The organism is Streptacidiphilus sp. MAP12-33 (assembly GCF_041261265.1).
Lineage (GTDB): Bacteria > Actinomycetota > Actinomycetes > Streptomycetales > Streptomycetaceae > Streptacidiphilus.
On the sequence record NZ_JBGCCA010000047.1, the window covers coordinates 19,928 to 32,767 of the forward strand.

Below are 12,840 nucleotides of genomic sequence, written 5' to 3' on the forward strand. Positions count from 1 at the left end.
CACGGTCGTGGGAGTGACGCGGCCTGTCTCGTCGCGGCCGGAGACCCGCCCCGCGGCCCGCTGCCGACTGGACAATTCGGTCGAGGGTGCACGAGATCCGCTGCCGCCCGGTGACCCGTTCAGCCGCAAGCTCGCGCTGCCCCGCGGGCGTCGGATCTCCCGCTACCGAAACCACACCGTTCGGTGTGGTGGCGCTCGCCGACCTCGCTGTCGGCTGCCGACGGAGTGATTGACCGCGTCGCGGCCCCGCTGACCTCAGTCCGCCGAGCGCGCCCGGACGCGGTGGCGCGCGTCCGACGGCTACGGGCGAGCCGTCGTTCGTGTTCCTTCTGTCGTGTCCTCGATGGTCACGTACAGTGCGGCCAAGAGGGCGATCTCGGACATCCTCGAGACGGAGGGAAGGGGCGGGCATGGGGGAACTGGACGGCAGGACCGCGCTGGTGACGGGTGGCTCGCGGGGGATCGGGCGCGCGGTCGCCGTGCGGCTGGCCGCCGAGGGGGCTCTGGTGGCGGTCCACTACGGCAGTGACGAGGCCGCCGCCGCGGAGACGGTGGCGCTGGTCGGGAAGGCCGGCGGGCGGGCGTTCGCGGTGCAGGCCAGGTTCGGTGAGAGCGGGGCCTTGGACCAGTTGTTCGAAGAACTCTCCGCCGGGCTGGCGGACCACGGTGCCGACGGCCTGGACATCCTGGTCAACAACGCGGGTATCCACTCCGTCGGCACGATCGGGCAGCTCACCGAGACGGAGTTCGAGCGGATTCTTGCGGTCAACGTCAGCGCACCGCTCTTCGTGGTGCAGCGGGCATTGTCCTTGCTGCGGGACGGCGGACGGATCGTCAACGTGGGCTCGGCAGCGACCCGGATCGCCAACCCCCTGCAGATCGGCTACACCGTCAGCAAGGCGGCGCTGGCCGCACTCGGCCCGTCGCTGGCCAACCAGTTGGGGCGGCGCGGGATCACCGTGAACACCGTCGAGCCCGGGGTGGTGCTGACCGACATGACCGCCGGGTGGACGGGCGCGCCCGAGGCCATGGCCGGACTGGAATCGATCACGGCGCTCGGGCGGATCGGCGAGCCGGAGGACATCGCGGACGTGGTGGGCTTCCTGGCGGGTCCGAGGGGCCGATGGGTGACCGGCCAGACCGTCGACGTCTCCGGTGGTACCTATCTCGGCCCGCTCATCGGGACGTGAGGCCTGTTCACCGACGGCGGTCGCGGTACAGACTGGCCCAGCCCTGGTCGCCGCACCGGGCCGCGCGTTCCCCTGCGCCGCGCGGTCCGGTGTGGGCGTGCAGCGGCTCCCGCGCTCGTCGGGGGAGCGGGCGCGGGAGCGCTCCCAAGAGGATCCCGTGCTTCCGGAGGGCTGTCCAGAGGCCAGGGGCAGCACGTTCGTGACCGGCCGGTTCAGGCGTGGACGAAGGCCGCCGTCAGCAGTATCACGACGGCCAGCGTCAGGGTCACGAGCGCGATGCCGGCGGCCAGCTTGCCGGGGGACACCGCCGGAAGATCGTCCGCCCGGTCCAGGTCGAGGACGTGGCTGCGCCGGCAGGCGATGCAGGGCCTGGACGGGTAGGGGACGCGGACCGGGCGGCTGCTGAGGCCGGGGAGCGGGAAGGTGGCCTGGACGCCGGGCGAGGTGGGAGTGAGTCCGTGCAGGTAGATCGCGGTGCGTTCCGGGTCGAGGATGCCCGCGCGGTCGCTCTCCGGGTGCGCCAGCGCCGTCACGACCTGCGCCGTGGCCAGGGCCACGAGCTGGATGTCCACGCGCGCGCCGCGTGCCGCCTGGGTGTCGGCGGCCCCCCGTCGGAACGCCGCCGCGCACTGGTAGCACGGGGTGGGCCGGTCGGGGTCGACCCAGAGGATCTCGCCGACCTCCGCGTCGCGGATCCGCGGGTCCACCCACACGCCTGGGAACACGGCCGGCCTGCCGACCTCCAGCGCCACGAGGTTGACCAGCCGCTGGCAGTCGGCCGAGTCGGTGGCAGCCACCACCACGTCGGCGGCTGCGACCAGGGCCCGCTGCTCGTCGCGGGGAATCAGCGTGAAGTCGGCCTGAAGGCCGGCGGCCCGGCAAAGGGGGAAGTCGCGGCTGATCCGTGCCGCGAGAGCGGGCGCCTTCGGCTGGTCCAGGCAGGGGGCTCCGAGCGGGTGCCGCACCAGGTTCTCCACCGCCAGCCGCTCGGGATCGACCAGGACCAGGGGGCTGAACCCGATCCGGGCGAGCTCGTCGGCGAGGAAGCCGCCGACGGCCCCCGCGCCGACGATCAGGACGGCACCCGTGAGCGGATCGTGCCGCGCCCAGACGCGGTCGTGGTCGAGGCCGGTCAATCGAAGATCCAGCGCGCCACCCGGACCGGGCGCGGCAGGTCCTCCGTCTCGGCGTCGGAGCTCCACTCCGGCTTCAGTTGGCCGGTCTCCGTGTCGAGGAACCACTCCTGACCTGTGTCCCGCGCCTCTTGCGGCGTCAGTTCGGCTTCCTGCAGGGTCTCCGGTGCCGCACCCATGAGGATCCCTCCTTCCAGCCCTCGCGGGCTGCCGCGGACCGTCGAGGAGGAACAGGTCCGTTGCCTCCACGCTACCGCGCGGTACGATCCTCGGCTCCTTGTGGTGCTTGCCCGCCCCGGCGTCATCGAGTCGCCTTCTGCTCGGCGTCCCAGGCGAGGGGCCGGCGGCGACCGGCGCCGACCTGGCTACTCGGGAAGGTCCAGGGGGTTGCCGGGACGCCAGACCACCTGGGGGCCGAAGCCGCGTCTGGTCCGGCTGAGCAGGCCCGCGATCTGCTCGTGCAGCAGATCGCGGACCCGCTCCGGCGTGCCGGGCGGCAGGTAGACGGCCAGGGTGGAGCCGGAGCCGAGCGCGGTATCGCGGGCAGGCGGAATCGCGAGCACCGGGTCTCGGTGGACCGCCGCGCGCGCAGGGGGGTGGTGACGGCCCGTCGTGCCCGCTGAGGGAGTAGGGGTATGGTCCACGCGGGCGAGGGTATGCCAAGGACCCACGAGTTGTCTGCACACGGGCAGGTTTCGCGATGATCTCTGAGCGGGCTCTGAGGAAGGGGCTCTGGCCAGGCTGAGCTTCATCGAGGGAGCGGCTCGGGCTAGAGGGGAGGCTGCCAACCACGCCAGTTCGGCGTACACGGCAGGCTTTGCGGACCCGTGCCGAACTCCAGGCCCAGGACCCCAGGAAAGAAACCGAGGCCGAAGCCGTGTCCGTTCCAACGGGAGCTTCGGATGGTGTGCCAGAGGCATGCCGGGACGAAGGGGCCGGGCGGAGCTGGTCGCATCCCTGGCGGGGGATCGGTAACGTGGCCTTGACCGGGGGAAACAGCAGGCAATCTGGTGGGGTGGAGGGCCGGTGTCCGAGGAACCGTCGTCGGTGGCGGACAGGGACAGGGGAGCTGACAAGGGAGCCCTGGGGCTCCCCGACCTGCGCCTGGACCAGCTCCTGGCGGAGCTGCAGACCAGGCTGGACGCCGCCCGCGGCACGCGGGACCGGGTGCACTCGCTGCTGGAGGCCGTCCTCACGGTCGGCCGCGAGCTCGACCTGGACCAGGCACTGCAGCAGATCGTCGAGTCCGCCCTGAGCCTGGTCGACGCCCGGTACGGGGCCCTCGGCGTGATCGGCGACGACGGCATGCTGGCCAAGTTCCTGACCACCGGCATGACGCCCGAGCAGGTCGAGCGGATCGGCCCGTTCCCGACCGGGCACGGCATCCTCGGCGAGCTGATCCGGCGCCCGGAGCCGCTGCGTCTGCGCGACATCGGCGAGCACGTCGCCTCCGTCGGGTTCCCCGCCAACCATCCGCCGATGCACAGCTTCCTGGGCGTGCCGATCCGGGTGCGCGGCGACGTGTTCGGCAACCTCTACCTGACCGAGAAGCGCGGCGGCGGCCAGTTCGACGCCGAGGACGAGTCGGTGTTGCAGACACTGGCCGTGGCCGCCGGGGTGGCGATCGACAACGCGCGCCTGTACCGGGAGGCCCGGCTGCGGGAGCGCTGGCTGACGGCCAGCGGTGAGATCACCAGTCGGCTGCTGTCCGGGGCTTCCGAGCAGGACGTGCTCGCGGAGCTGGTCCAGGCCTCGCTGGAGCTGGTGGAGGCCGACCTCGGCGTCATCGCGCTGGCGCTGCCGACGGCCGCCGGCACGGAGCTGACCGTCCAGCTCGCCGAAGGCCTCGACGCCGAGGCGCACCGTGGGCTGCTGCTGCCGCTGGAGGGCTCCTTCATGGGCGCGGCCTTCACCAGCCAGACGCCGGTGACCAGCAACGACGTCGCCAAGGACCCGCGGATCACGACCGGCCCGCCGCGCTGGCAGGGGTTGGGCGCGGCCCTGGCCGTCCCGATGGGCTCCGGCCCGGAGGGTCCGCGCGGCGTGCTGATGCTCGCCCGCCGGGCCGGGCTGTACCCGTTCTCGGCCGCCGACGTCACGCCGCTCAAGTCCTTCGCCGACCAGGCCGCGCTCGCGCTGGAGCTGGCCGCCCGCCGCAGCGACGCCGAGCAGCTGGCCCTGCTGGAGGACCACGACCGGATCGCCCGCGACCTGCACGACCTGGCCATCCAGCGGATCTTCGCCACCGGCATGACCCTCCAGAGCGCCCAGCGCTTCATCACCCACCCCCAGGCGGCCGACCGGGTCGGGCGCGCGGTGGAGGACCTCGACGAGACCGTGAAGATCATCCGCACCTCGATCTTCGGACTCCGTTCGCGCGCCTCCGCCCAGGAGTCCGCCGGGCTGCGCGCACGGCTCGTCGACATCGTCTCCCGCTTCATCCCCACCTTCGGGTTCACGCCGTCGCTGCGTTTGGAGGGTCTGCTGGACACCGACGTGTCGGCGGAGATCGCCGAGGACGTGCTCGCGGTGGTGGAGGAGGCGCTGAGCAACGCCTCCCGGCACGCCGCCGCGAAGTCGGTCGAGGTCTCGGCCAAGGTCACCGGGGGCACCGCTCCCGAGGTCGTGCTGACCATCAGCGACAACGGTGTCGGCCTGCCCGAGGGCGGCCGCCGCAGCGGCCTGGTCAACCTCGCCGAGCGGGCCGCCAAGCACGGCGGCACGCTGGAGACCGAGACCCCGCCGAGCGGCGGCACCCGCCTGGTCTGGCGGGTGCCGGTGGTGACGAGCCCCTGACCGCAGTGGGTCTCAGCCCGCGCTGAGCGCCGCCCGGCCCGCCTCCAGCCGGGCCACCGGCACACGGTGCGGCGAGCAGGAGACGTAGTCGAGCCCGGCCCGGTGGAAGAACCCGATCGAGGCCGGGTCACCGCCGTGCTCGCCGCAGACGCCCGTGGTCAGGTGCGGACGGGCGGCGCGCCCCTCGCGGACCGCGAGGTCGACCAGACGCCCGACCCCCTCCACGTCCAGCGACTCGAACGGGGAGACCCGCAGGATGCCGCGCTCCAGGTAGGCGGAGAGGAACGCCGCCTCGGCGTCGTCGCGGGACAGACCCCAGGTGGTCTGCGTCAGGTCGTTGGTGCCGAAGGAGAAGAACTCGGCCTCGGCCGCGATCCGCCCGGCGGTCAGGGCCGCGCGCGGCAGCTCGATCATCGTGCCGATCGGCAGTTCCACCGCGACGCCAGTCTCGGCGCCGACCTCTCCCAGTGCCCGGTCCACCTCCGCCTTGACCTGCCGCAGCTCCTCGACGGTGTCCACCAGCGGGACCATCAGCTCCGCCCGCGGGTCGCCGCCCGCGAGCCGCCGCGCCGCGACCGCCTCGGCCAGGGCCCGTACCTGCGTCGCGACCAGGCCCGGGACGAGCAGTCCGAGCCGCACGCCGCGCAGGCCGAGCATCGGGTTCTCCTCGTGCATCCGCTCCACGGCGGCCAGCAGCCGCTCGCGTTCGGCGGAGACGGGCCGTCCGGCCGCGCGGTCGGCGGCGACGGAGACGGCCAGCGCGGTGCGGTCCGGCAGGAACTCGTGCAGCGGCGGGTCCAGCAGACGGACCGTCACGGGCAGGCCGTCCATGGTGGCCAGGATCGCCTCGAAGTCGGCCCGCTGCAGCGGGAGCAGACGGGCCAGCGCGGCGTCGCGGTCCGCGTCGGACTCGCCCAGCACCATGTCCTCGACCAGGGGCCGGCGCTCGCCCAGGAACATGTGCTCGGTCCGGCACAGGCCGATGCCGCGCGCGCCGAGCGTGCGGGCCTTCGCGGCGTCCTCGGGGGTGTCGGCGTTGGCCCTCACCCGCAGCCGCGCGCAGCGGTCCGCGTGCTGGAGCAGCATCCCGACCGCGCCCAGCAGGTCGACGGTGTCGTGGTCGGCCGACTCGGGGTGCCCGCCTCCGCCGAGCAGGAAGGCGCTCACCGGCGAGTCGTAGAGCGGCAGTTCGCCCAGGTGGACGGTGCCGAGGGTGCCGTCCACGGAGAGCAGGTCGCCCGCGGACACCACGGTCCCGTCCGCGGTCGTGAAGCGCCCGCGGTCCGGCTCCACCCGCAGCGACTCCGCCCCGCACACGCAGACCTTGCCCAGGCCGCGCGCCACCACGGCGGCGTGGCTGGTCCGCCCGCCCCGGCTGGTCAGCACCGCCTCCGCGGCCAGCATGCCGGGCAGGTCGTCGGGGGAGGTCTCGGGCCGGACCAGCACCACACGCTCGCCCGCCGCCGCCCGTCGCACCGCCTCGGCGGAGCTGAACACCGCCACGCCCACGGCCGCGCCCGGCGAGGCGGCCAGGCCCGTGGCGAGCGGAGCCCGGTCGGTCGCGCCGGTGAAGCGGGGGACCATCAGGCGGGTCAACTGCTCGCCGCTCACCCGCAGCAGCGCCTCGTCGAGGCCGATGGTGCGCTCGACGACGAGCTGCGCGGCGATCCGGAAGGCCGCCTCGGCCGTCCGCTTGCCGATCCGGGTCTGCAGGATCCACAGCCGCCCGCGCTCGATGGTGAACTCCACGTCGCACAGGTCCCGGTAGTGGTCCTCCAGGGTGCGCAGGTGCGCGAGCAGCTCGCGGTGGCAGTCGGGCGAGAGCTCCGCGAGGCGCGCCAGCGGGACGGTGTTGCGGATGCCCGCGACCACGTCCTCGCCCTGGGCCTCCGCCAGGTAGTCGCCGTAGACGCCGGGACGGCCGGTGGCCGGGTCACGGGTGAAGGCGACGCCGGTGCCGGAGTCGGGGCCGAGGTTGCCGAAGACCATCGCCTGCACGTTGACGGCCGTGCCGAGGTCCTCGGCGATTCCCTCGCGGCGCCGGTAGACGCGGGCCCGCTCGCCCTGCCAGGAGCCGAAGACCGCGCGCACCGCCAGGCGCAGCTGCTCGCGCGGGTCCTGCGGGAAGTCGCGGCCGGCCTGCTCGCGCAGGACACGCCGGAAGGTCGCGGTCAGCTCGCGCAGGTCGTCGGTGGTCAGCTCGACGTCGCTCGCCGCGCCGCGCCGCTCCCGCTGGGCGGTCATCGCGTCGTCGAAGAGCCGGTCGGGCACGCCCAGCACCGTCGCGCCGAACATCTGCACCAGGCGGCGGTAGCAGTCCCAGGCGGCGCGCTCCTGGCCCAGCAGCTTGGCGAAGCCGGTCACCGTCTCGTCGGTCAGCCCCAGGTCGAGGATGGTGTCCATCATCCCCGGCATGGAGAAGCGGGCCCCGGAGCGCACCGAGAGCAGCAGCGGCTCGTCCGGGTCGCCGAAGCGCCGGCCGATCGCCGCCTCCAGTGTGGCCAGCCGGGCGTCGATCTCCGCGGTCAGGTCCTCGGGCTCGCGGCCCTCGGCGAGGAAGAAGCGGCAGGCCTCGGTGGTCACCGTGAAGCCCGGCGGGACGGGCAGGCCGAGCCGGGTCATCTCCGCCAGCCCGGCGCCCTTGCCGCCCAGCAGATCGGCCTCCTCCGCCCGTCCGTCCGCGAAGTCGTACACATAGCGCTTCATGGTGCCTCCTCTCGCCTCGTGCTCCTCCCTCGCACTCTCCGCCTCGCACCCGCCCGTCGCGAAGGGCCGATCGGCCCCGGAGCCAGGGCCGGTTCGGCTCACGCCCCGGCCGCTCCGCCGGAGAAGGCTGGAGGTGTCCGGACCGAGGAGTCCGGAACGCGACGGACCACGACCGGAGGGAGGCCCGGCGATGACCGCGGTCGAGAACGTGCCGGGGCGACGGGTGCGGGACGTGATGACCCGCACCGTCGTCACCGCGCTGCGCGAGACGCCGTTCAAGGAGCTGGTGCGGCTGATGCGGGACAACGCCGTCGGCGCCGTGCCGGTGCTGGACAGCCGGCACCGGGTGATCGGCGTCGTCTCCGGGGCGGACCTGCTGCTCAAGGAGGCCGGGCACGACCGACGGCTCGGCCTGCGGCAGGCACTGCTGCGGCCGGACGAGGCGGGCAAGGTGGCCGCCCTGGTCGCCGCGGACCTGATGTCCGCACCGGCGGTCACCATCGGACCGGACGAGACCCTCGCGGCCGCCGCCCGGCTGCTCGGCCGACGCGGCGTCAGGCACCTGCCCGTGGTCGACGCCGCAGGACGGCTGCGGGGCATCGTCAGCCGCAGCGACCTGCTCACGGTCTTCCTGCGTGACGACGCCGCCCTCGCCGCCGACATCCGCGGCGCCCTCGCCCGCGAACTGGGCGCGGGCCCGGCCGAGCGGCTCACGGTTGCGGTGACCGAGGGCATCGCCTCGATCGGCGGCAGCCTGGCCGACTCGTCCCGCATCCCCCTCGTCGCCCGCACCGTGCGCGGCGTCGACGGCGTGGTCGACGTCGCCTTCGCGCTGGAGTCCGTCCCGCGCGGGCCCGTCGCACCGCTGCCCCTCGGGCCCCTGTACTGAACCCCACCTGATCAGTCGACCCGCACCTGTCGATGCACCTGTCCTGCACCAGCCGTCACACACCACCGGAAGGAACCTGACCCCATGTCCACGCACTCCCACGCGACCCACGGTTTCCACCTGCCCGCCTTCGCGCGGCGTCCGCGCACGGCCGAGGCCGAGGAGGCCGCCACCCTGTCCGCCGTCGACTACGCGCTGGCGACGCTGCGTGTGCTGGTCGGCTTCGTCTTCCTGTGGGCGTTCCTCGACAAGACTTTCGGTCTCGGCTACGCCACCCCCTCCGCCAAGGCCTGGATCCACGGCGGCTCGCCGGCCAAGGGCTTCCTGGCGAGCGTCTCCGCCGGTCCGCTGCAGTCCACCTTCCACAGCTGGGCGGGCCAGGGCTGGGCCGACTGGCTGTTCATGCTGGCCCTGCTCGGCATCGGACTGGCCGTCATGAGCGGTGTCGCGCTGCGCCTGTCGGCCGTAGCCGGGACCGCGTTGCTCGGCCTGATGTGGCTGGCCGAGTTCCCGCCGGCGCGGCACCTGGCCGGCGGCGCCCCGAGCATGTCGTCCAACCCGTTCGTCGACTACCACGTCGTCTACGCCGCCGCCCTGATCGCGGTGGCGGCGGTCGCCACCGGTTCGCGGCTGGGCCTCGGCCGGCTGTGGGCGCGGCTTCCGGTCGTCCGCGACCACGCCTGGCTGCGCTGAAAGCCCGACCCGTCCCCTGCCGCTCCGACACCGAGAGGTGAAGAACAATGAAGGCACTGACCTACCACGGCCCCGGCCGCCGCGTCTGGGGAGATGTCCCGCACGCGGTGATCCACGAGCCGGAGGACGCTGTCGTCCGCGTCGACGCCGTGACGATCTGCGGCACCGACCTGCACATCCTCAAGGGTGACGTCCCGGAGGTGGCGTTCGGCCGGACCCTCGGCCACGAGGCCGTGGGCACCGTCGTCGCCGTCGGCGACGGCGTGCGGAGTATCGCCGTCGGGGACCGGGTCCTCGTTTCCTGCATCTCGTCCTGCGGGCGCTGCCGCTACTGCCGCCTCGGCGCCTACGGTCAGTGCACGGGTGGGGGCGGCTGGATCCTCGGCCACCTGGTCGACGGCACCCAGGCCGAGTACGTGCGCACCCCGTTCGCGGACAACTCCCTGCACAAGCTCCCCGACGAGGTCACCGACGAGAGCGCCCTGCTGCTCGCCGACATCCTGCCCACCTCCTTCGAGGTCGGCGTGCGCAACGGACAGGTCGCACCGGGGGACACCCTCCTCGTGGTCGGCGCGGGCCCGATCGGGCTGGCGGCTGTCATGACCGCCCAGCTCTACAGCCCCGGCCGGATCGTCGTGGTCGACCCGGCCGCGAGCCGCCGCGAGGCGGCCAAGCGGGTCGGCGCGGACATCGTGCTGAGCGCCGCCGAGGCGACCCCGGACGCGCTGCGGCGGCTCGCCGGCGACGGCCTCGGCGTCGACGTCGCGATCGAGGCGGTCGGCCTCCCGGAGACCTTCGAGCTGTGCGCCGCCGCCGTCCGCCCCGGCGGGCACGTGGCCAACGTCGGCGTGCACGGTCGCCCGGCGGTGCTGCACCTGGAGGATCTCTGGATCCGCAACGTCACCATCACCACGGGTCTGGTCGACACCCGCACCACCCCGATGCTCCTGGAGATGCTCGCCGCGGGCCGGCTGCACACCGAGGGCCTGGTGACGCACCGCTTCGGACTCGACGAGATGCAGGAGGCATACGACGTCTTCGGCGAGGCGGACAGCAACGCCGCCCTGAAGGTCGCGCTGTTCAGGTCCTGACGCGACGCCGTACGCCCGCGGGCCCGACACCGAGGTGCCGGGCCCGCGGACGTACGGTCAGCTGTCGGGAGCAAGCTGCGCGGAGAGGTGGTCGGGCACCTTGCCCATGAGACGGCCGAGCCAGGGCCCGGCCTTGCGCCGCAGCAGGGCGTCCAGGCTCCAGGTCGCACCGGCCGAGGCGTGGAACAGGGCCAGCGCGGCGAAGATGTACGCCACGGCCGGACCGAGGTCGGTGATGCCCGGTGCGCTCCAGGGCAGGCCGAAGGCCTCGGCGCTCGACCAGACGCCCAGGGCGTAGACGGCGCTGCCGAGGAAGACGAGGTTGCTGAACAGGCCCGTGACCATGGCGAGGGCGATGCAGGTCTCGATGACCGCGGTGCCGACGGCGAACGCGCCGGGCGCGGAGGTGGCGACGGTGTGCCAGGCCTGGATCCACTGGTGGACGACCGGGGTGTGGATGGTGCTGCCCTGGCCGAGTTCGTCGCTGAGCGTCTGGCCGTGGATGAAGCCGGGCAGCCACTTGAAGGAGGCGTCGACGGCCCAGACGAGCCCGAAGGCGATGCGGACCGCGGCCGCCCGGTGGAGGGTGCGTAAGGCGCCGGAGCCAGAGGCTCCTCGGCCGGTGAATCGTCGTCTTGTCGCTGCTGCGGACGTCGACATGGGGGTACGTCCTTTCCGGGGTGAGGGAGGGGCGCCGGAAAAGCGGGCACGTCGGAGCTCGTCGGACATGTCCTCGCACGGGTGCGGCGCTTGCCTCCCCGTGAGGTGGTGTCATATTGACACTGGCGAGTAATACATGGGCATGTCAATGAATCCGAGGGTCTTCAGAGACCCTTGAGAGACCCCTCAGAGACTCAGCAGACCCGTCGGGGCCCCGGGTCCAGCAGATGCGCGGCAGCAGTTCACCGAGCGGAAGCCGCGCCCGACGACCTTGGTTTCGGGCAGCAGCAGGCCTTCCAGCAGCTCCGCGGGCAGGCGTCCGCCCGCGCCGTGGCCGAGCAGGACGCCCTCGTCGTCGCGCAGCGGCGCAGGGCAGCTCGGCGCGAACGGGTCGGCAGGGCAGGGGAGGCGGCGGTCATGGCAGGGACCTCTCTGCGGTGGCCGTCGTGCGGCCGGAGGCGCCTTCGGGGAGCTCCGGCGCGGCGCAGCCCGTGCGCCGAGCCCCAGCCCGTGGGTGCTCGCCCCGCCGCGCAGCAGCGCGGCCCGCGCCAAATCCAGGCGGTGGATGCGGCCCGGCTCGCCCGGGTGGGCGTGGACCGCGTCGATGACGACCACCAGGTCGCGGCCCTGCCACAGTCCGAACAGGCGGGTCGCCTCGCCGTCGGTGTGGCCGAAGCGGTCTGCGGGCGTGCCTTCGTCGCACAGCAGGCGCAGCGCGGCGCGTGCCGCGCCGTCGTCCAGATGGAGCCGCTGCTGGACGAACTCGCGCAGGTCCGCCTCGATCGCGGCCTGGTTCTGCGCGGTCGGCGGAACGATGTTCGCGGAGACGACCGTGCCGTCGGCGGCGATCTCGTAGCGGTGGTAGAGCAGCCGCCGTGGCGCCTCCGTCGCGGCGTGGCCGACGCCCGCGCGCGGCAGGACGGGGACGGACAGGCCGGGTGGCGGCTCGTAGGCGTCCAGCAGGCGCTGGGCCTTCCACACCGCCCACAGCACCTCGACCGCACGCACCACGATGCTGCGGAACGGGTTGTCACACGCGGGCTCCAACCCGGCGAGGGCGCCAAGGCGCCGTAGTTCGGGCGGCAGCAGATCGGCGGCGATGCGCCAGTGGGCGAGCGGGCCGGTCAGGTGGCGGCCGTCGGCGGTCGCCTTCGGCGCGGTCGAGTGGGGCACCTGCGCCTTCACGACGTGCTGCTCGAACTCCGCGACCGGGAACACCGCCAGGGGCGCCGAGGCGGCGGCGTAGCCGCTGTGGAGCGTGGGCGTTCCGGAATCGAGCGGGTAGGACCCGGCCGGCCGCAGGGCCAGCAGCGCGTGCTGGACGGGCAGGTCGGGGAAGTCCAGCCCGGCCGTCCAGGCCACCGTCTCCTCCGCGCCGCGCGGGGCTGTGGGCGGAGATCAGCAGCCGCATGCCGTCTCGGTCGGCGATCTCGTGGACGGCCAAGTCGCAGGGGGCGAACGGCGCCGGGTCCTCGCGGTGCCGCAGCCGGTAGCCCGTAGCCGCCGGGTGCGAGCGCGACGCCCACGCCGTAGGGGAGGTCGGCGGCGCGGGCCAGTTCGGCGAGCACCACGGCGCCGTCGCGCTCGGTCGGGCCGACCACCGTCCAGCCGCGCGCGGTGAGCGCGTCGAACAGGGCCTGGAGGTCCTCCTGCGCGAGCTCGCGCGCTCCCGCGTCGTTCGC

Annotated in this window: 11 protein-coding genes; 5 read left to right on the forward strand and 6 right to left on the reverse strand. The window is 73.7% G+C overall.

What is annotated here, in order from left to right; genetic code table 11:
• The first annotated feature begins 410 nt into the window (after positions 1 to 410).
• Complete coding sequence (locus ABH931_RS35070) at positions 411 to 1,190, forward strand: SDR family NAD(P)-dependent oxidoreductase (RefSeq protein WP_370122780.1); 780 nt, start codon at positions 411 to 413, stop codon at positions 1,188 to 1,190.
• A gap of 212 nt (positions 1,191 to 1,402) precedes the next feature.
• Here ABH931_RS35070 and ABH931_RS35075 read toward each other — a convergent pair whose 3' ends face one another.
• The 3 genes from ABH931_RS35075 to ABH931_RS35085 form a co-directional block, all read right to left on the reverse strand.
• Entirely contained in the window at positions 1,403 to 2,326 is a 924-nt protein-coding gene (locus ABH931_RS35075) for a ThiF family adenylyltransferase (RefSeq protein WP_370122783.1), read from the reverse strand.
• Positions 2,323 to 2,502 (reverse strand): hypothetical protein, encoded by a 180-nt coding sequence (locus tag ABH931_RS35080; RefSeq protein WP_370122785.1) that lies wholly within the window; start codon positions 2,500 to 2,502, stop codon positions 2,323 to 2,325. Before ABH931_RS35080 ends, ABH931_RS35075 begins: the two co-directional genes overlap by 4 nt.
• Before the next feature lie 186 nt (positions 2,503 to 2,688).
• Positions 2,689 to 2,967, reverse strand: a complete 279-nt coding sequence (locus ABH931_RS35085; protein ID WP_370122788.1) for a hypothetical protein — start codon at positions 2,965 to 2,967, stop codon at positions 2,689 to 2,691.
• 403 nt (positions 2,968 to 3,370) lie between these two features.
• On the opposite strand from ABH931_RS35085, the gene ABH931_RS35090 reads away from it, so the two are divergent.
• A complete protein-coding gene (locus ABH931_RS35090) occupies positions 3,371 to 5,119 on the forward strand; it encodes a GAF domain-containing protein (RefSeq protein WP_370122899.1) in 1,749 nt (582 codons plus the stop codon).
• A gap of 12 nt (positions 5,120 to 5,131) precedes the next feature.
• Here ABH931_RS35090 and ppdK read toward each other — a convergent pair whose 3' ends face one another.
• Complete coding sequence (gene ppdK / locus ABH931_RS35095; RefSeq protein ID WP_370122791.1) at positions 5,132 to 7,825, reverse strand: pyruvate, phosphate dikinase; 2,694 nt, start codon at positions 7,823 to 7,825, stop codon at positions 5,132 to 5,134.
• A 190-nt stretch (positions 7,826 to 8,015) separates the two neighbouring features.
• On the opposite strand from ppdK, the gene ABH931_RS35100 reads away from it, so the two are divergent.
• The 3 genes from ABH931_RS35100 to ABH931_RS35110 all read left to right on the forward strand — a co-directional run bounded on the left by ABH931_RS35100 (position 8,016) and on the right by ABH931_RS35110 (position 10,498).
• On the forward strand, positions 8,016 to 8,714 hold the full coding sequence (locus tag ABH931_RS35100; RefSeq protein WP_370122793.1) for a CBS domain-containing protein: 699 nt from the start codon (positions 8,016 to 8,018) through the stop codon (positions 8,712 to 8,714).
• Positions 8,715 to 8,798: 84 nt separating this feature from the next.
• Complete coding sequence (locus ABH931_RS35105; protein WP_370122796.1) at positions 8,799 to 9,407, forward strand: hypothetical protein; 609 nt, start codon at positions 8,799 to 8,801, stop codon at positions 9,405 to 9,407.
• Positions 9,408 to 9,454: 47 nt separating this feature from the next.
• Positions 9,455 to 10,498: an alcohol dehydrogenase catalytic domain-containing protein gene (locus ABH931_RS35110; protein ID WP_370122799.1), complete on the forward strand. Its 1,044-nt coding sequence runs from the start codon at positions 9,455 to 9,457 to the stop codon at positions 10,496 to 10,498.
• A gap of 57 nt (positions 10,499 to 10,555) precedes the next feature.
• On the opposite strand, the gene ABH931_RS35115 is transcribed toward ABH931_RS35110, so the two are convergent.
• Both ABH931_RS35115 and ABH931_RS35120 read right to left on the reverse strand, forming a co-directional pair.
• Positions 10,556 to 11,158, reverse strand: a complete 603-nt coding sequence (locus ABH931_RS35115) for a hypothetical protein (RefSeq protein WP_370122802.1) — start codon at positions 11,156 to 11,158, stop codon at positions 10,556 to 10,558.
• Between the two features lie 186 nt (positions 11,159 to 11,344).
• Positions 11,345 to 12,520: a hypothetical protein gene (locus ABH931_RS35120; protein ID WP_370122804.1), complete on the reverse strand. Its 1,176-nt coding sequence runs from the start codon at positions 12,518 to 12,520 to the stop codon at positions 11,345 to 11,347.
• Positions 12,521 to 12,840: the final 320 nt, after the last annotated feature.